Here is an 18,704-nt window from a genome sequence, read left to right as displayed (position 1 = left end):
GAGATATCATTCCGTTTATTCATGCTGCGAATTGCTGGCCAGAAAGAAACAAGAAAAAGGACAACCCATGCTGAATAAACGTTACCTGCCGTCGATCACCGCGCTGCAGTGTTTCGAGGCCGTGACCCGGCATTTGAGCTTCACACGGGCCGCCGAAGAGCTGAACCTGACCCAGAGCGCGGTCAGCAAACAGGTCGCGCAACTGGAAGAATTGCTGCAACACCTGCTGTTCCGCCGGGTGCGCCGACGCCTGCAAATGACCCCGGCCGGTGATTTGTACCTGGTCGAAGTACGAAAAATCCTCACGCAAGTCGAGATGTCGACCCACTACCTGCGTTCCTACGGCGGGGAAACCGAAGTCCTGCGCGTCTCCACCCCTCCAACCTTCGGCGCCCGCTGGCTGGTGCCCCGCTTGAAAGGTTGGCGCCTGCGTCACCCGTCGATCCATCTGGACCTGTGCAGCGAGCAGGAAGCCGATGACCTGCTGCAAGGTCGCAGCGATCTGGCGTTCTATTTCGGCCAGGGTTCCCGGCCCCGCACCGAATGCCTGAAGCTGTTCGGCGAAGAGCTGGTTCCCGTGTGTGCACCGGGCAGCCTGCCGGCTACACCGTTCACCGATCCCACCCAACTCACCGACCTGGTCCTGCTGCAAAACGCCTCCCGACCGCAGGCCTGGCACGACTGGTTCGACAGTCAGGGTTACCACACCGAACACAGCTACCACGGGCCGCGCTTCGAGACCTTCTACATGTGCATCCGCGCCGCGCAGGTCGGCTGCGGCGTGGCGCTGTTGCCGCGGTTTCTGGTGGAAGAGGAATTGGCTGACGGCAAACTGGTCATACCCTGGCAGCATGCGATGCCCAGTTCCGACGCCTATTACCTGGCGTATCCGGAGCATTCGGCGGAAGTGCCCAAGGTGCGGGACTTTGTGAAGTGGATGCTGGAGCAGATTGATAGCCCGGATGCACCGCAGATTTGAAGCCCCGGCTAATCCTTGTGGCGAGGGAGCTTGCTCCCGCTGGGGTGCGAAGCGCCCCCAATACAGGACTGCTGCGCAGTCCAACGGGAGCAAGCTCCCTCGCCACAAGGATATGCACCGTTCAAAAAATCACTGGCAATACCTGCCGCTGATATGCGCCACTAGCCCCATTCATTGAATCAGCTGCAACGTCGCCGCCACAGGCCGCGGCCAGCCTGGAGAACCCCGTTATGAGCGAGAGTGTGTTTGCCGATCGCATCGTGCAGAACCTGCTCGACACCGACTTCTACAAACTGACGATGATGCAGGCGGTGCTGCACAACTACCCGAACGTGGAAGTCGAATGGGAGTTTCGTTGCCGCAACAGTGAAGACCTGCGCCCGTACCTGGCGGAAATCCGCTTCCAGATCGAGCGCCTCGCCGAGTTGAGCCTGACCGCCGACCAGTTGAGTTTCATGGAGCGCATCAGCTTCATGAAGCCGGATTTCCTGCGCTTTCTCGGGTTGTTCCGCTTCAACCTGCGCTACGTCCACACCGGCATCGAAAACGGCGAGCTGTTTATCCGCCTGCGCGGGCCGTGGCTGCATGTGATTCTTTTTGAAGTGCCGCTGCTGTCCATCGTCAGCGAAGTACGCAATCGCTATCGCTACCGGGACATCGTTCTCGAGCAGGCGCGCGAACAGCTCTATCGCAAGTTCGACTGGCTGACCGCCAACGCCAGCAGCGACGAATTGTCCGAATTGCAGGTAGCCGATTTCGGCACCCGCCGTCGTTTTTCCTACCGCGTGCAGGAAGAAGTGGTGAACGTGCTCAAGCACGATTTCCCCGGACGTTTCGTTGGCACCAGCAACGTGCATTTGTCCCGGGAACTGGACATGAAACCGCTGGGCACCATGGCCCACGAATGGATCATGGCCCACCAGCAACTCGGTCCGCGACTGATCGACAGCCAGATTGCCGCCCTTGATTGCTGGGTCCGCGAATACCGCGGCCTGCTGGGGATCGCCCTGACCGACTGCATCACCATGGATGCCTTCCTCAACGACTTCGACCTGTACTTTGCCAAACTCTTCGACGGTCTGCGCCATGACTCCGGGGATCCGGTGGTCTGGGCAGAAAAGGCGATCGCCCACTATCAAAAGCTGGGCATCGATCGGATGAGCAAGACCCTGACGTTCTCCGACAGTCTGACGCTGCCCAAGTCGCTGGAAATATTTCGCGCATTACGCGGTCGGATCAATGTCAGCTTCGGCATCGGCACCAACCTGACGTGCGATATTCCAGGTGTTGAACCGATGAGCATCGTGCTTAAAATGGCGGCCTGCAACGGCCAACCGGTGGCAAAGATCTCCGACGAGCCTGGCAAGACTCACTGCAAAGACCCGAATTTCGTCGCCTACTTGCGACACGTTTTCAAAGTTCCTGCCGCCCTTTCCAGCACACCAAGCAAGGAGTGAATTCATGCAAGCCGTACAGCGTGAGATTGCTGAGCAGCTCAAGGTTCAACCACCATTCGCCGACAAGGCCGCCCTCGAGGCGGAAATCGCCCGGCGCATCACCTTCATCCAGGATTGCCTGGTCAATTCCGGGCTCAAGACCCTGGTGCTTGGCATCAGCGGCGGAGTCGATTCCCTGACCGCCGGCCTGCTGGCCCAGCGCGCCATGCTCGAACTGCGCACCCGCACCGGTGATGACAACTACAAGTTCATCGCCGTGCGCCTGCCGTACGAAACCCAGTTCGATGAACACGACGCACAGGCTTCGGTGGATTTCATCAAGCCGGACGAGCGTCACACCGTGAACATCGGCCCGGCGGTCAAATCCCTGGCCAATGAAGTGGCAGCCTTCGAAGGCAAGCACGCGGTGTCGGTGGATTTCGTCCTCGGCAACACCAAGGCGCGGATGCGCATGGTCGCCCAGTACACCATCGCCGGCGCGGCCCAAGGCCTGGTGATCGGCACCGATCACGCGGCAGAAGCGGTGATGGGTTTCTTCACCAAGTTCGGTGACGGTGCTTGCGACCTGGCACCGTTGAGCGGCCTGGTGAAAAACCAGGTCCGGGCCATTGCCCGCAGTTTCGGCGCACCGGAATCGCTGGTGGAAAAAATCCCGACCGCCGACCTGGAAGACCTGTCGCCGGGCAAACCGGATGAAGCGTCCCACGGCGTGACCTACGCCGAGATCGACGCATTCCTGCACGGTGAGCCGGTGCGTGAAGAGGCGTTCAAGATCATCTGTGATACCTATAAAAAGACCCATCACAAGCGAGTGATGCCGTTTGCGCCGTGAGTAAGGTGGTGTCTGAGCCGACGCCTTCGCGGGCAAGCCTCGCTCCTACAGGTTTTGTGTCGGATGCCAGTAATGGGCACGACACCGGTCCTGTAGGAGCGAGGCTTACCCGCGAAGAACGATGACGCGGTCAAACGTCAGGCACAAAAAAAGCGTCCCTCGCAGGACGCTTTTTTTATGAGCCCGATTCGCTTACTTCAGCGTAACCGTGCCTTTCATCATCGAAATGTGGCCCGGGAACGAGCAGAAGAAGCCGTATTTCTCGGCAGCATCAAGCTTCGACACATCGAAGGTCACCGAGTCGGTTTCCTTGGCACCGATGATTTTGGTGTGAGCGATAACGCGCGCATCACCTTCCTTCAGGTAGTTCTTGTCGATACCGGCCGCCAGGCCGTCGGTGGCGATCGGCTGCATGTCAGCCTCTTTGCTCAGCACCCAGTTATGGCCCATCACGTTTTTCGGCAGGTTGCCGGAGTGGGTCAGTTCAACGGTGAAAGTCTTGCAGCTTTTGTCGATTTCAATGGCCTTGGTGTTGAAGGACATTTGGTCTGTGGAGTCGATGGTCGTCTTGCACTCGGCAGCCATCAATTGACTGCTGGCCAGTGTCAGCAGGGATACCGCAACAAGTTTGGCAAACATGGTGAATCTCCAAGGCAGGGTTAACAAAAGTGCGAATGGACAGAAGACTGCCTGAAAACTTCGCAAGTTCCTATGACCTGAATCAAAAATTGTATACAACTTTAGAGCTATGACACCTATCGAAACAATCTACCAGCCAGACGTCTAGGGCGGCCCTATCATCAGGTCGTCATCACTTATCCGGAGCGTCTGTCATGTCCATCAACAGCTTTTTGTGCAGTTTGCTCGCCGCTTACGCCTGTGGCGCCAGTGGTACCTGTGAAACGTCCCAACGCGAAGTTTAGACCTTGGAGCGTCACGCCTCTGCCTTTACTCTGTGGCCATCCTGACCATGGAGCAAGGTATGTCTTTAGCATCCGTTTGTGTATTTTGCGGTGCCAGCACCGGCACCAATCCGGCTTATCGTGAAGCGGCTGTCGCCCTCGGGCGAGCATTGGCCGAGCGCAAGCTGACCCTGGTCTATGGCGGCGGCGCCGTCGGGCTGATGGGCGTTGTGGCCGATGCCGCACTGGCGGCCGGCGGGGAGGTGATCGGAATCATCCCGCAAAGCCTCAAGGACAAGGAAATCGGCCACAGCGGCCTGACTCGCCTGGAAGTGGTCGACGGCATGCATGCGCGAAAGGCGCGGATGGCCGAGCTCAGCGACGCGTTTATCGCACTGCCCGGCGGCCTGGGCACTCTGGAAGAACTGTTCGAAGTCTGGACCTGGGGCCAGCTCGGCTACCACGGCAAACCGCTGGGACTGCTGGAAGTGAACGGTTTCTACAGCAAATTGACCGGTTTTCTTGATCATATCGTCGGCGAAGGCTTCGTTCGCGAAGCACACCGTGACATGCTGCAAGTGAGCGAATCGCCGCAAACCCTGCTCGATGCCCTGGATGCCTGGCAGCCGACCGTGGTGCCAAAGTGGACAGAGCAAAAACCCAGCTAACGGCTCGGCACCGATACAGGGCAGAATATGCGCCGCTCAACCTCACCTTCGACCCCAGAGGATCGCCCATGGCTAAACCTAATTATTCCTTCGCCAAACGTCAGAGAGACTTGGCCAAGGAGCAGAAGAAAGAGGAAAAGCTTCAGCGCAAGAAAGCTACAGCTGAAGAAGAAGCCGCCGCACTGAACCCGGAAACAGACGGTGACGTGGCCGCAGAAAGTGATGTTGAAGCACCGAAAGATCAGGCGCCCGACGCCTGAGACCCTCAGGGCCCGATGATCTGATCAGGCCCACCGGATCTGTGTCCAGGGTCAGCAGTTACGCTGCTGGCCCTCACAGTCCCCTCCGAAAATATCCCCAATAAACGCATATCCCCTGTAGGAGCGAGCTTGCTCGCGAAAAACGGAAGGACACCGCGTTCACCCAGACAGCCATCGTCTTCGTTAACGACCATCGCGAGCAAGCTCGCTCCTACAGGTGGATCTTATTATTCCAGAGGCATTACGGTGACGCGGACTTCCGGGTCGTGATTTCCGCCGCCCAGAATCACCCCGCGCAACGGCGAGACATCGGAGAAATCCCGGCCCCAGGCCAGGGTGATGTGTTCCAGCGCCGGTTGCACATTGTTGGTCGGATCGAAATCCACCCAGCCCAGCACCGGGCAAAAAACCGAAACCCAGGCATGCGAGGCATCGGCGCCGATCAGACGTGGCTGGCCGGGCGGTGGCTGAGTCAGCAGGTAGCCGCTGATGTAACGAGCCGCCAACCCACGGGAACGCACGCAAGCGAGCATCAGGTGAGCGAAGTCCTGGCAAACCCCGCGCCGGCGCTCCAGCACTTCCACCAGCGGCGTTGCCACCTGGGTCGCTTCGGCGTCGAAGGTGAACTCGCTGAAGATCTTCTCCATCAGCGCCTGAACGCCGAGCAACAGTGGACGGCCCGCCGGGAAACAACTTTCCGAGAACTCGACGAAGTTGCGCTTCAGATGCACATAGGGCGATTCGAACCGGAAACGGCAAGCTTCCAGCAATTCAGGAGAAAGCGGCTGACTGCTGTAGGTCAGGGCGTTGCGGGTTTCTTCCCAGGCCGGAGATTGATTGAAATCCAGCGTTGGCCTGGACAGCACCTCGACGGTGAGCCGGGCGTTTACCAGTAGTTCATCGTGCGGCCGCTCGAATGCCAGTCGGGTCAGCGGGTTGCCGAACACATCCAATTCGTCCCGCCGCGATGTCGGGTCGGGGCTGATCTGCAATTGCTGCTCGGTGCAGTGCTGCCAGGCACACGATCGCGGCCACAGGTGCGCCAATTGCTGGGCGAGGGACACCGGGCTGTCGTAGTGATAATGGGTATCGTGGAAAATCTGGTAACGGGCGCTCATCAGACGGACACCGTGCGCTGGCTGACATCATCGACATGGGCGAAGTGGCGCAACGCCAGACGATCCGACACTTGTCCGCTGGCGTCGGCGATCTCTTGCAGCAGATCGGCCAGACCCTCAATGGCGGCACGAACGCTGGTTTCGCCGAACAGCGAATTCTCCAGACACCCCAGATCGAAGCGCGCCAGCCGCTCCACCAATTGCGGCAGCCCCGCTTCGCGCGGCACACCAAAATCATCGTTCAACCGCTTGAGGGTGCGGGTGACCAGTTTCAGCTGGAACAATACAGCGTGCGGGTTCTGCTCATCGAGCAGCAACAGGTCCAATACCGGGATCAATTGCGCCACTGCCAGATACCGCGAGCGGTAGGTGATGCTGCTGTTGCCCAGTTCCAGCAGCCATTCCAGCCCGGCCTGATCGAAGGCACCGCTGCCGCGCAGGAACGCCGCCAGGCTGCCGCTGAGAAATTGCAGGCGCTCGATCCGCCGGCCGATCATCAGGAAGCGCCAGCCTTCGTCCCGGGTCATGTCGTCGAGGGCAAAACCGGACAACGCCGCCAGCGACATCACCAGACGATTGAGGAAATCCAGCAACTCGCCGAAATCCGGTTCCTCGGTTTCCAGCTCAATAGCCTCGCGTTGCAACTCCACCAGCGCCTGCCAGTTTTCCCGCGAGAGCTTGCCGCGCACCTGCGAAGCCGCCCACTGCAAGCGCTGCAGGTTGGAACGCAGGCTGAACGGCCAGTCATCGCCGAGCAACGCCGCCAGTAACCGTTCAGGCAATTCACCTTCATCAGGCAACAACATCAACCGCTCGCCCAGTTCGACAGCAGCCTCCAGAGCTTGCGGGTCGTCGCCGTCGACGTAGCGCGCCAGCATGATCCGCAGCAACCGCGCGCTGTCATCGCAGCGTTCACAGTAACGGCCGAACCAAAACAGGTTTTCCACCACGCGCGACGGCAGATACGGATCGCGCCGCACCAGGTCGTGCACGCCGATGTTGCGCTGGGCTTCCCACTGCTCGCCGCTCGGCGGCCGATCTCCCAGCACCCAAGTGTCCTTGCTCGCGCCACCGCGCTGCATCGACACCACTTCGGCATCGGCCTCGGCGGCCACACGGGTCAAGCCACCAGGCAGCACCCGATAGCCATCGCGACTGGCCACCGCATACATGCGCATGCCGATAGCCCGGGGCTGTAACTGACCGTCCTCAGCCTGCCAGATCGGCGCCTGGGACAATTGCGCCAGTTCTTGCGCGACATAGGCGTAAGGTCGCGCCTGCATGCGTTCGGAAAGCGCCTGACGCTGTTTTTCGCTCAAATCGCGGCCAAATACCGGAGCGAAGCTCTGCGACGGAAACGCCGGCTTGATCAGCAGCTCTGGCAGCTTTTCCAACGCTTGGGCCAGCACCGGCGCTTCGCCGCACCACCATGTGGCGATGGAGGGCAGGATCAATTCTTCGCAAAACAGGAATTGATTGATCTTCGGCAGAAAGCCCAGCAGTCCTGGCGATTCCAATACGCCGCTGCCCAGCGCGTTGGCCACCAGCACTCGCCCCTGCCGCACGGCTTCGAGCAGGCCAGGTACGCCAAGCGCAGAGTCAGTGCGCAATTCCAGCGGATCGCAGAAGTCGTCGTCGAGCCGGCGCATGATCGCGTGAACCCGCCGCAGGCCGCTCAAGGTTTTAAGGTAGACCGTGGCATCGCGCACCGTGAGGTCGCCGCCCTCCACCAGTGGATAACCGAGCTGCCGCGCCAGGTACAAATGCTCAAAATAGCTTTCGTTGAAACGCCCTGGTGTCAGCAGTACCACCAACGGCACTTCGTCACCGCTGGGTGCCTGACGGGCCAGGGTTTCCTGAAGCGTGCGGAAGAATCCGGCCAGGTGCTGCACCTTCAAGTCGCGGTACAACTCGGGAAAGGCCCGGGACACGATGGTGCGATTTTCCAGGGCGTAACCGGCGCCGGACGGTGCCTGAGTCCGATCCGCCGTGACCCACCAGCGCCCGTCGGGCGTGCGCGCCAGATCCACGGCATACAGATGCAGAAAGGCCCCGTCGGGCGGCGCAATGCCCTGACAGGGCCAGAGGAAGTTGTTGTGACCGAACACCAATTCAGCCGGCAGCAAGCCTTCAGCAATCAGCCGCTGCGGCCCGTACAAATCCGCCAGCACCGCATTCAACAAACGCGCCCGTTGAGCGATCCCGGCTGACAACAGCGCCCACTCATCAGCAGCGATCACATGCGGCAGCAGGTCCAGTTCCCACGGCCGGTCCGCGCCCTTGGGGTCCGCGTAGACGTTGTAGGTCACGCCGTTTTCCTGAATCTGCCGGGTCAGCAGTGCCTGACGCTGCACCAACTGCGCGGGCGTGCTGCGTTGCAACTGGTCGAACAGCCGACGCCAGTGCGGACGCACCGCACCGCTGTCGTCGAGCAGTTCGTGATAAGTGCCCGCCGTCAGCGGGTAGCGGTCTAGCAGGTCAGGCATGGAAAGCTCGGCAGACAGCAAGGAACGGTCAGACTAACGCAGGCTCATGACGCCCGGATATACGAAAAATCCGAGCGTCGTGTACGGTTTAGAAACGTCGCAAATCGAGAGTCATCGGCAGCTCGTCGTTAATTTCCAGAATCGGTATAGGAAGTTTCCCTGGGCTGTGTCCGATGCGGAAGAATCGCGCCATCCTCCGACTTTCGGCTTCATTGGCGTTTACCGGCAAACTGTCGTAATTGCGCCCGCCCGGATGGGCGACGTGGTACTGACAGCCACCCAGCGAACGCTGCATCCAGGTATCGAGCAGGTCGAACACCAGCGGCGCGTGGACGGGAATGGTCGGTTGCAGGCAATTGGCTGGCTGCCAGGCACGGAAACGTACGCCGGCCACAAATTCGCCAACCCGTCCGGTAGGTTGCAAGGGCACCGGAACGCCGTTGCAGGTCAACAAATAACGTTGCGGCGGCAGGCCGGAGAGCTTGACCTGCAAACGCTCAAGGGACGAATCCACGTACCGCACCGTGCCGCCGACGGCGCCCTCCTCGCCCAGCACATGCCACGGCTCGAGCGCCTGACGCACTTCCAGTTCGATGCCGCTGACCGCGTAATCGCCGACCTTGGGGAAACGGAACTCCAGATGTGCGGCAAACCACTCGGCCCGCACCGGGTAACCCGAGACGTTGAGGTCCACGATGACGTCGGCGAAATCCTGCTCGATAAAGTGCGGCAACAAAAACCGGTCGTGCAACTCAGTGCCCCAGCGCGCCAGTTTCGGCGGCGCATAAGGCTCGCGCCAGAATCGCGCCACCAGCGCTCGCAGCAACAACTGTTGCGCCAGGCTCATGCGCGCATGCGGTGGCATTTCAAAGGCACGCAACTCCAGCAAGCCCAGGCGCCCCGTCGCGCCGTCCGGTGAATAAAGCTTGTCGATGCAGAACTCGGCGCGATGGGTGTTGCCGGTCACGTCGATCAGCAGGTTGCGCAACAACCGATCCACCAGCCATGGCGCGCATTCCTCGCCGGGTTGGGGCATTTGGGCGAAGGCGATTTCCAGCTCGTACAACGCATCGTTGCGTGCTTCATCGACGCGCGGCGCCTGGGACGTCGGACCGATGAACAATCCTGAAAACAGGTAGGACAAGGACGGGTGGTTATGCCAGTAGCTGATCAGGCTGCGCAGCAGATCGGGACGGCGCAGAAACGGTGAGTCAGCCGGTGTCGCGCCACCCAGTACGAAATGGTTACCGCCGCCGGTGCCGGTGTGTCGGCCATCGATCATGAATTTCTCGGTGGTCAGCCGGGTTTGGCGCGCTTCTTCGTAGAGAAACTCGGTGCGTTCGACCAGTTCGTCCCAAGTCGAGGATGGCTGAACGTTGACCTCGATCACGCCTGGGTCCGGGGTGATGCGGAAGTTGCTCAGGCGCGGGTCGCTCGGCGGCTCATAGCCTTCCAGCAACACAGGGCAATGCAGTTCCTGCGCCGTGGCCTCGATCGCGGTGACCAGCTCCAGATAATCCTCGACCCGCTCCAGCGGCGGCATGAACAGGTACAACCGCCCTTCACGAGCCTCGGCACAGAATGCGGTGCGGGTCAGCCAGTCGGCGGATTCGTCGACCTCCAGATCCCGCTCGACCGCTTCGGCCGGTGCTCCGGGGCTGTTCAGCTGCTGAGTGTCGGGGAGCGCCGGGAATTCCTGGTTGGGGTCGTTGGGATAAATGAACGGATACTCGGCAGCCTTCACCCACGGCTGCGAACCCAGCGGCAAGCGATACCCCAGCGGCGAATCCCCCGGCACCAGTCGACAGTGCTCGTCACGCAGGTACCAGCGACCGCTTTGCCACTGATCGCCCTTGGCCGTACGCGCCAGCGGCAGGACCTGGCCGATCACTTTATCCAGCCCCTGACTGAAGACTTTACGCAGACGCGCACGCTCCAGCGGTTCTTCCAGGCGTGAGTCTTCGGCACTGACGTTCTGCGGCAATGCGCCTTCGCGCCAGAGGTAATAGAAGTTGTCTTCGTAGGCCGGGAACACAAATCGTGTCGGAATTTTCAAACGTTCGGCGACACTCGCCAGAAAGCGCCCGGCCAACTCGCCATCGGCACCATAGTCTTCCTGCTCGTCTGCAATCAGCGCGCTGTTGTGCCAGATCGGCACGCCGTCGCGGCGCCAGTAGCAGTTGAGCGACCAGCGCGGCAGTTGTTCGCCGGGGTACCACTTGCCTTGACCGAAATGCACCAGGCCCTTGGGCGCGTAGCGCTTGCGCATGCGCTGGAACAGTTCGGCGGACAGGCGACGCTTGTCCGGCCCGAGCGCAGCGGTGTTCCATTCGGCGCCGTCCGGGTCGTCGATGGAGACGAAGGTCGGCTCGCCGCCCATGGTCAGGCGTACGTCGCCTTCCAGCAGGTCGGCATCGATCTGCCGGCCCAGTGCCTGGATCGCCAGCCATTGATCTTCGGTGTAGGGATTGGTGACTCGCGGCGCCTCCCAAATCCGCTCCACGGACATTTCGTGGGTGAATTCGCACTCGCACGGTTCCACCAGGCCACTGATCGGTGCCGCAGAGCCCGGATCGGGGCTACACGCCAACGGAATGTGTCCTTCACCGGCAAACAGCCCCGACGTCGCGTCCAGGCCGATCCAGCCGGCACCCGGCAAATAGACTTCGCACCAGGCGTGCAGGTCAGTGAAATCAACTTCAGTGCCCGAAGGGCCATCGAGACTTTTGACGTCGGCGGTGAGTTGAATCAGATAGCCGGAGACGAAACGCGCCGCCAACCCAAGGTTGCGCAGCAATTGCACCAGCAACCACGCCGAGTCGCGGCAGGAGCCGGAGGCATGTTCAAGCGTGTGTTCAGGCGTTTGCACGCCCGGTTCCATACGGATCAGGTAGCCAATGTCTTCGCTCAGCCGCTGGTTGAGCGCCACCAGGAAATCCACGCTCGGCAGCGGCGTACGGTCGATGCCGTCCAGATACGCTTTGAACTTCGGCGTCAGGGGCAAGGTTTCCAGGTACGGCGCCAGCTCCTTGCGCTCGTCCGCGGCGTAGGCGAACGGGATCTTTTCGGCGTAAGGCTCGAGGAAGAAGTCGAACGGATTGAACACCGCCATTTCGGCCAGCAGATCGACTTCGATCCGCAGTTCCTCGGTTTTCTCGGGGAACACCAACCGCGCCAGGTAATTGCCCTGGGGGTCTTGCTGCCAGTTGATGAAATGCTGCTCGGGCGAGACTTTCAGCGCGTACGACAGTATCCGCGTGCGACTGTGCGCGGCCGGGCGCAGGCGAACGATCTGCGGCCCGAGCTCGACAGCGCGGTCGTAGCGGTAATGCGTGACGTGGTGCAATGCGACATGAATCGACACGGCGTGCCTCCTGCGAGCCTTGAGCGTATTCGAAAGCGCGCAAGACTTATGCCATCCAGTGGCGCTGGCGCTTTCATAGATTTGCTTAAGGCAGTACAGCACCAAAATCGGGCAATGCGGGAAATTGGTTTGGGGGAGTTGCACGGATTTGTGGCGAGGAAGTGGGTGTACGCGGTCGTTGTGGCGAGGGAGCTTGCTCCCGCTGGGGCGCGAAGCGGCCCCGAATCAGGCAATGAGTTCCTTCCATTGAAACGCGTTAGCCGGGTTTGCGACTGCTTCGCAGCCGAGCGGGAGCAAGCTCCCTCGCCACAGATGATCACCGATCCAGAAATGCAAAACGCCAACCCGAAGGTTGGCGTTCTGTTCAGCTCAAGCGAGCGTTAGCGCGGAACAACCGGCTTGCGCGCAGGCTTTGGCCCTTTGCCTTTGGCCGCATCCTTGCGCTCCTTGGCCGCCTGCTGGTTGCGGGCAAACGCCGCAGCCTTGGCCTGTTCACGCTTGTCCCACGGGTTACCGCCATCGCTGGCACGCGGTGGCAAACCGGTGTGCTGGGTCAGGATCTTGGTGGTCTTTTCCCCAGCCACTTTATGGCTGCCGGCCGGCGTCGAGTTCTTGCGACGGGCGCTCTGATAGCTGTCGGTTGCGGGCTGGTGCAGCGGGATCAATTGATTCTTGCCCGGCCCGATCAAATCGGCGCGGCCCATGCGGGTCAGCGCTTCACGCAGCATCGGCCAGCCTTTCGGGTCGTGATAACGCAAGAACGCCTTGTGCAGACGACGCTGCTCTTCGCTCTTGACGATGGTCACGGCGTCGCTCTTGTAAGTGACCTTACGCAGGGGGTTCTTGCCCGAGTGGTACATCGCGGTGGCGGTGGCCATCGGCGACGGGTAGAACGCCTGCACCTGGTCGGCGCGGAAGCCATTGCCCTTGAGCCACAGAGCCAGGTTCATCATGTCTTCGTCGGTGGTGCCCGGGTGAGCGGCGATGAAGTACGGAATCAGGTACTGCTCTTTCCCGGCTTCCTTGGAGTACTTCTCGAACATGCGCTTGAACTTGTCATAGCTGCCGATGCCCGGTTTCATCATCTGGTTGAGCGGACCTTCCTCGGTGTGTTCCGGGGCAATCTTCAGGTAGCCACCGACATGGTGGGTCACCAGCTCTTTGACGTATTCCGGCGACTCGACCGCGAGGTCGTAACGCAGGCCGGAAGCGATCAAAATCTTCTTCACACCCGGCAAGGCACGGGCGCTGCGATAGAGCTGGATCAGCGACGAGTGGTCGGTGTTCAAATTCGGGCAGATGCCGGGGAACACGCACGACGGCTTGCGGCACGCGGATTCGATTTCCGGGCTCTTGCAGGCGATGCGGTACATGTTCGCGGTCGGGCCGCCGAGGTCGGAAATGACGCCGGTGAAGCCTGGGACCTTGTCGCGGATCTCTTCGATTTCGCGAATGATCGACTCTTCGGAACGGTTCTGGATGATCCGGCCTTCGTGCTCCGTGATCGAGCAGAAAGTGCAGCCACCGAAGCAGCCACGCATGATGTTCACCGAGAAGCGAATCATGTCGTAGGCCGGGATTTTTTCCTTGCCGTACGCCGGGTGCGGGATACGTGCGTAAGGCATGCCAAACACGTAGTCCATTTCTTCAGTGGTCATCGGAATCGGCGGCGGGTTGAACCAGACGTCGACTTCACCGTGCTTCTGCACCAGCGCACGGGCGTTGCCCGGGTTGGTTTCCAGGTGAAGCACGCGGTTGGCGTGAGCATAAAGCACCGCGTCGCCACGGACTTTTTCAACCGATGGCAGACGAATCACGGTCTTGTCGCGGGTCATTTTCGGACTGGCCAGGATCTGCACGACCTTGGCTTCAGTCGGGTCTTCAACCGGACCTTTTTCCTGCTCGATGGCGCAGGCCTGGGTGTCTTGCGTGTTGACGTACGGGTTGATGATCTTGTCGATCTTGCCCGGACGATCGATACGCGTGGAATCGACTTCGTACCAGTCTTTCGGCGTATCGCGACGGATGAACGCGGTGCCGCGCACGTCGGTGATGTCTTCGATCTTGTGACCGTAGGACAGACGCTGGGCGACTTCGACGATCGCGCGCTCGGCGTTGCCGTAGAGCAGGATGTCGGCGCAGGCGTCGATCAGGATCGAGTTGCGCACCCGGTCCTGCCAGTAATCGTAGTGGGCAATGCGGCGCAGGGAGGCTTCGATGCCACCGAGAACGATAGGGACGTTCTTGTAGGCTTCCTTGCAACGCTGACTGTAAACCAGGCTCGCGCGATCCGGACGTTTGCCCGCCAGGCCACCGGGGGTGTAGGCGTCATCGGAACGGATTTTCTTGTCGGCGGTGTAGCGGTTGATCATCGAATCCATGTTGCCGGCCGCGACGCCGAAGAACAGGTTCGGCTCGCCGAGCTTCATGAAGTCGTCTTTGGACTGCCAGTTCGGCTGGGCAATGATCCCGACGCGGAAGCCCTGGGACTCCAGCAGCCGGCCGATGATCGCCATGCCGAACGACGGATGGTCAACGTAGGCATCACCGGTGACGATGATGATGTCGCAGGAATCCCAGCCAAGCTGATCCATCTCCTCCCTGCTCATCGGCAGGAATGGCGCTGGACCGAAGCATTCGGCCCAGTACTTGGGATAGTCAAATAACGGCTTGGCTGTTTGCATGACGATGACCGGTGTTGAGATGAAAAATCGCGGGCGCGGAATATAGCACAAAAAATAACCAATTCCGACGGCTATGGTCGGAAATTGCGGTGACTGTTTCGGGCACAGGGCCTGAAATCATGCACACCCCCTGTGGCGAGGGAGCTTGCTCCCGCTGGGCTGCGAAGTAGCCCCAAAACCAGCGACCGGATATTTCCAGATAGACCGTCTGTTCTGGCTTTGCGCCTGCTGCGCAGTCGAGCGGGAGCAAGCTCCCTCGCCACAGGTTTCTTCTGGGTTATTCGTCGTCGAAGTTGTAGCTACCCGGCGCCAGGTTTTCGAAGCGGGTGTACTTGCCGATGAACGCCAGTCGCGACGTACCGATCGGGCCGTTCCGCTGCTTGCCGATAATGATCTCGGCGATGCCTTTGTGCTCGGTTTCCGGGTGATAAACCTCATCCCGGTACACGAACATGATGACGTCGGCATCCTGCTCGATCGCTCCGGATTCCCGGAGGTCGGAGTTGATTGGACGCTTGTTCGGTCGCTGCTCAAGAGAGCGGTTGAGCTGTGACAACGCCACCACCGGGCAATTGAATTCCTTGGCCAGGGCCTTCAAGGAACGGGAGATCTCGGAAATCTCGTTGGTCCGGTTGTCACCACCGGAACCTGGAATCTGCATCAATTGCAGGTAGTCGATCATGATCAGGGCGACGTCGCCGTGCTCTCGCACCAGACGCCGGGTCCGCGCGCGCATTTCCGAAGGGCTGATACCCGCCGTATCGTCGATGAACAACTTGCGATCGTTCAGCAGGTTGACCGCCGACGTCAGGCGCGGCCAATCGTCGTCATCCAGGCGACCGGCACGGACCTTGGTCTGGTCGATACGGCCGAGGGACGACAACATACGCATGATCAGCGATTCGCCTGGCATCTCAAGCGAGTACACCAGCACGCACTTGTCGCTGCGCAACACGGCGTTTTCCACCAGGTTCATCGCAAAGGTGGTTTTACCCATCGATGGACGGCCGGCGACGATGATCAGGTCGGACGGTTGCAAGCCGCTGGTCTTCTCGTCGAGGTCGGTGTAACCGGTCGACAAGCCAGTGATGGCGTTGTCGGTGTTGAACAAGGTGTCGATGCGGTCGATGGCCTTGGTCAGCAGGTCATTCACGCTCACCGGGCCACCGGTTTTCGGCCGGGCCTCGGCGATCTGGAAGATCTGCCGCTCGGCTTCGTCGAGAATCTCTTCAGCGGTGCGGCCTTCCGGGTTGAAGGCGCTGTCGGCAATCTCGGTAGCGATGCCGATCAATTGCCGCAAGGTTGCCCGCGCGCGGACGATCTGCGCATAGGCCTTGATGTTGGCGACGGACGGTGTGTTTTTCGCCAACTCGCCGAGGTAACCGAGACCACCGACCTGCGAGGTCTGACCTTCCTTGTCCAATTGCTCGGCAAGGGTCACGACGTCGATCGGGGAGTTCTGGTCGGCGAGCTTGGCGATCGCGCGGAAGATCAGGCGGTGGTCATGCCGATAGAAATCGCCGTCGGAGACTTGATCGAGCACGCGTTCCCAGGCGTTGTTGTCCAGCATCAGACCACCGAGCACAGCCTGTTCGGCCTCGATGGAATGCGGAGGCACCTTCAGGGAAGCGGTTTGCAGATCGTATTGCTCGGGAGCGGAAATATCGTTCATGGCCACTAGGTTTATTTAAGAAAAGCAGGGGGGTTCAGAAAGACAAAGGGCACGACCTGTAAACAGGATCGTGCCCGATGTTAACCGTCTGACGGACAAGCCGCCAGCCGATCAAGTGTTGCTTAAGCTGCTACCACGACAACGCGTACGGTGGCTTCAACTTCGGCGTGCAGGTGCACGGCTACGTCGAATTCGCCTACGTTGCGGATGGTGCCGTTCGGCAGACGAACTTCGCTTTTTGCAACTTCAACGCCAGAGGCGGTCAGTGCATCAGCGATGTCGTGAGTACCGATCGAACCGAACAGCTTGCCTTCGTCACCGGCAGTGGCAGTGATAGTCACTTCCAGCTCAGCCAGTTGGGCGGCACGGCTTTCAGCCGAAGTTTTACGGTCTGCTGCGGCTTTTTCCAGCTCAGCGCGACGCTCTTCGAACGCGGCCAGGTTGGCAGCGGTCGCAGCGGTAGCTTTGCCGTAAGGCAGCAGGTAGTTACGACCGTAACCAGCCTTAACGTTCACTTTGTCACCCAGGTTGCCCAGGTTGGTGACTTTTTCCAGAAGGATCAGTTGCATGTGAAAATCCTCTTAACTTTTAACCTTCACCGTTCGCGCTATCGACGTCTTTCGGCGTCGAACGACCGCGAAAATCAATCAGGCTGTCGACGATGGCCAAGACCACCAGCAACGGATAGATCAGCTGCATGAACAGCAACAGCGTGACGTACAACCCCACCAGCCAGAATCTGGCCAGTCGCTTTTGCGCCACCAGCCCGTGAATCAGGGCCAGCCCGGCGAACACCAGCGGTACACTGCACAACGGCGTCAACATGGCCATCTGTGGACCGATGTTCGGCCCCAGAAGCATGAACGCCAGCAGTAACATCGCCAGCCCCAGCGGGAAGCGGATGGCGCGAAACTCGCGACCAAAACCACCCGGGTTGTACAACAACGCCTGCCAGTAGCGCCCGACAATCAGGCTCAGCACACTGACGATTTGCAACAAGGCCGCAATCAGGCCGGTCAGGACTGGTGCAATCAGGGACGCAAAATGCGCTTGCTCGTCTACCGACAACTTCTGGTAGACATCACCGAGTAGCGACGGCATGACCTTTATCAAGGCCTGCGCCAGCATCTCGATTTGGGGAGCAAAAACTGTCCCCAGCACCACTGCAAACACCACTCCCATCGCTATGCTGACCAGCAGCACGCGGTTCCAGGACTCGCTTGCGCGCAAAACCAACGCAAGGCTCGAAGACCCCAGCAGCACCAGAAGTGCCCGTGGGTCGTCGGAGTAAAGCCACCAGATCAACGCCGGCAGCAGTCCCAGAGCAAGTACGCCAAGGGCGTCCTTCAATCCGCGCCGCAGGAGCACAAGGCATCCGGCGGCAGCACCCAACCAATACAACAACGGCAATGTTGCGCATCCGGCCACTACGAGAGTGGCCTGCATACGGCCGCGCATGATGAACTCAGCTAAGGCACGCATGCTTTCAATCCTTTGCTACGTGTCGACTGCCCGGTCTCAGCGGCCGTGGCTGTCGGTGTAGGCCAGCAGGGCCAGGAAGCGGGCGCGCTTGATAGCGGTGGCCAGCTGACGCTGATAACGTGCTTTGGTACCGGTGATGCGGCTTGGAACGATTTTGCCGGTCTCGGATACGTAAGCTTTCAGAGTGTTGAGATCTTTGTAATCGATCTCTTTCACGTCTTCAGCGGTGAAGCGGCAGAATTTACGACGACGGAAGAAACGTGCCATGTAATAGGCTCCTCAAAAGGTCCGTGGATTACTCGTCAGCGTTATCGCTGTTGTCGCTGTCATCACTATCAGCGCTTTCGGCGCCTTCGTGCTCAGGACGGTCGCGACGCTCACGGCGCTCACTGCGGTTTTCTTCAGCCTTGAGCATCTCGGATTGGCCGGTAACGGCTTCTTCGCGACGGATGACCAGGTTACGGATCACTGCATCGTTGTAGCGGAAGTTGTCTTCCAGCTCGGCCAGGGCCTTGCCAGTGCACTCAACGTTCAGCATCACGTAGTGAGCCTTGTGAACATTGTTGATTGCGTAGGCCAGTTGACGACGGCCCCAATCTTCCAGACGGTGGATTTTGCCGCCGTCTTCTTCGATCAGCTTGGTGTAACGCTCAACCATGCCGCCGACTTGCTCGCTTTGATCCGGGTGGACCAAAAAGATGATTTCGTAATGACGCATGAATGCTCCTTACGGGTTGTAGCCTGCCGCTCAAAAGCGGTCAGACAAGGAGTGAATGACACTTATGGACTTGCTTGCGATA

Annotated in this window: 15 protein-coding genes; 5 read left to right on the top strand and 10 right to left on the bottom strand. The window is 60.0% G+C overall.

Annotation, left to right across the window (positions count from 1 at the left end):
- Window positions 1-67 precede the first annotated feature (67 nt).
- From KJF94_RS29385 to nadE, 3 genes are all read left to right on the top strand, one after another.
- Complete coding sequence (locus KJF94_RS29385; RefSeq protein WP_214380424.1) at window positions 68-979, top strand: LysR family transcriptional regulator; 912 nt, start codon at window positions 68-70, stop codon at window positions 977-979.
- Between the two features lie 230 nt (window positions 980-1,209).
- Window positions 1,210-2,436 carry a nicotinate phosphoribosyltransferase gene (gene pncB, locus KJF94_RS29380; protein WP_214380423.1) on the top strand — a complete coding sequence of 409 codons (1,227 nt, stop codon included), beginning with the start codon at window positions 1,210-1,212 and terminating at the stop codon, window positions 2,434-2,436.
- Between the two features lie 4 nt (window positions 2,437-2,440).
- Entirely contained in the window at window positions 2,441-3,268 is an 828-nt protein-coding gene (gene nadE, locus KJF94_RS29375; protein ID WP_214380422.1) for an NAD(+) synthase, read from the top strand.
- A 192-nt stretch (window positions 3,269-3,460) separates the two neighbouring features.
- Here nadE and azu read toward each other — a convergent pair whose 3' ends face one another.
- Window positions 3,461-3,907 carry an azurin gene (gene azu / locus KJF94_RS29370; RefSeq protein ID WP_214380421.1) on the bottom strand — a complete coding sequence of 149 codons (447 nt, stop codon included), beginning with the start codon at window positions 3,905-3,907 and terminating at the stop codon, window positions 3,461-3,463.
- Window positions 3,908-4,250: 343 nt separating this feature from the next.
- Here azu and KJF94_RS29365 point away from each other — a divergent pair, with 343 nt between their 5' ends.
- Window positions 4,251-4,838, top strand: a complete 588-nt coding sequence (locus KJF94_RS29365; protein ID WP_059405797.1) for a cytokinin riboside 5'-monophosphate phosphoribohydrolase — start codon at window positions 4,251-4,253, stop codon at window positions 4,836-4,838.
- A 68-nt stretch (window positions 4,839-4,906) separates the two neighbouring features.
- Window positions 4,907-5,098 (top strand): hypothetical protein, encoded by a 192-nt coding sequence (locus KJF94_RS29360; RefSeq protein ID WP_214380420.1) that lies wholly within the window; start codon window positions 4,907-4,909, stop codon window positions 5,096-5,098.
- A gap of 227 nt (window positions 5,099-5,325) precedes the next feature.
- Here KJF94_RS29360 and KJF94_RS29355 read toward each other — a convergent pair whose 3' ends face one another.
- From KJF94_RS29355 to rpsF, 9 genes are all read right to left on the bottom strand, one after another.
- A complete protein-coding gene (locus tag KJF94_RS29355; RefSeq protein WP_214380419.1) occupies window positions 5,326-6,216 on the bottom strand; it encodes a transglutaminase family protein in 891 nt (296 codons plus the stop codon).
- A complete protein-coding gene (locus tag KJF94_RS29350) occupies window positions 6,216-8,702 on the bottom strand; it encodes a circularly permuted type 2 ATP-grasp protein (protein ID WP_214380418.1) in 2,487 nt (828 codons plus the stop codon). Before KJF94_RS29350 ends, KJF94_RS29355 begins: the two co-directional genes overlap by 1 nt.
- An 88-nt stretch (window positions 8,703-8,790) precedes the next feature.
- Window positions 8,791-12,066, bottom strand: coding sequence for a transglutaminase family protein (locus tag KJF94_RS29345; RefSeq protein WP_214380417.1), 3,276 nt, complete (start codon window positions 12,064-12,066; stop codon window positions 8,791-8,793).
- Between the two features lie 380 nt (window positions 12,067-12,446).
- Entirely contained in the window at window positions 12,447-14,750 is a 2,304-nt protein-coding gene (locus KJF94_RS29340) for a YgiQ family radical SAM protein (RefSeq protein ID WP_033049522.1), read from the bottom strand.
- Window positions 14,751-15,027: 277 nt separating this feature from the next.
- Entirely contained in the window at window positions 15,028-16,422 is a 1,395-nt protein-coding gene (gene dnaB / locus KJF94_RS29335; protein WP_007947521.1) for a replicative DNA helicase, read from the bottom strand.
- Between the two features lie 122 nt (window positions 16,423-16,544).
- Complete coding sequence (rplI, locus tag KJF94_RS29330; protein WP_003197251.1) at window positions 16,545-16,991, bottom strand: 50S ribosomal protein L9; 447 nt, start codon at window positions 16,989-16,991, stop codon at window positions 16,545-16,547.
- A gap of 19 nt (window positions 16,992-17,010) precedes the next feature.
- The gene (locus tag KJF94_RS29325) at window positions 17,011-17,904 is read right to left on the bottom strand and encodes a YybS family protein (protein WP_214380416.1); all 894 of its coding nucleotides are present in this window, start codon (window positions 17,902-17,904) and stop codon (window positions 17,011-17,013) included.
- A 36-nt stretch (window positions 17,905-17,940) separates the two neighbouring features.
- Window positions 17,941-18,171 carry a 30S ribosomal protein S18 gene (gene rpsR, locus KJF94_RS29320; RefSeq protein ID WP_002551829.1) on the bottom strand — a complete coding sequence of 77 codons (231 nt, stop codon included), beginning with the start codon at window positions 18,169-18,171 and terminating at the stop codon, window positions 17,941-17,943.
- 28 nt (window positions 18,172-18,199) lie between these two features.
- Entirely contained in the window at window positions 18,200-18,622 is a 423-nt protein-coding gene (rpsF, locus tag KJF94_RS29315) for a 30S ribosomal protein S6 (protein ID WP_003217491.1), read from the bottom strand.
- Between the last annotated feature and the right edge of the window lie 82 nt (window positions 18,623-18,704).

The organism is Pseudomonas hormoni (assembly GCF_018502625.1).
In the GTDB taxonomy this organism is placed as follows: domain Bacteria; phylum Pseudomonadota; class Gammaproteobacteria; order Pseudomonadales; family Pseudomonadaceae; genus Aquipseudomonas; species Aquipseudomonas hormoni.
Note: the sequence above shows the minus strand (reverse complement) of the source record. Positions and strands in the feature narration are given on the sequence as shown.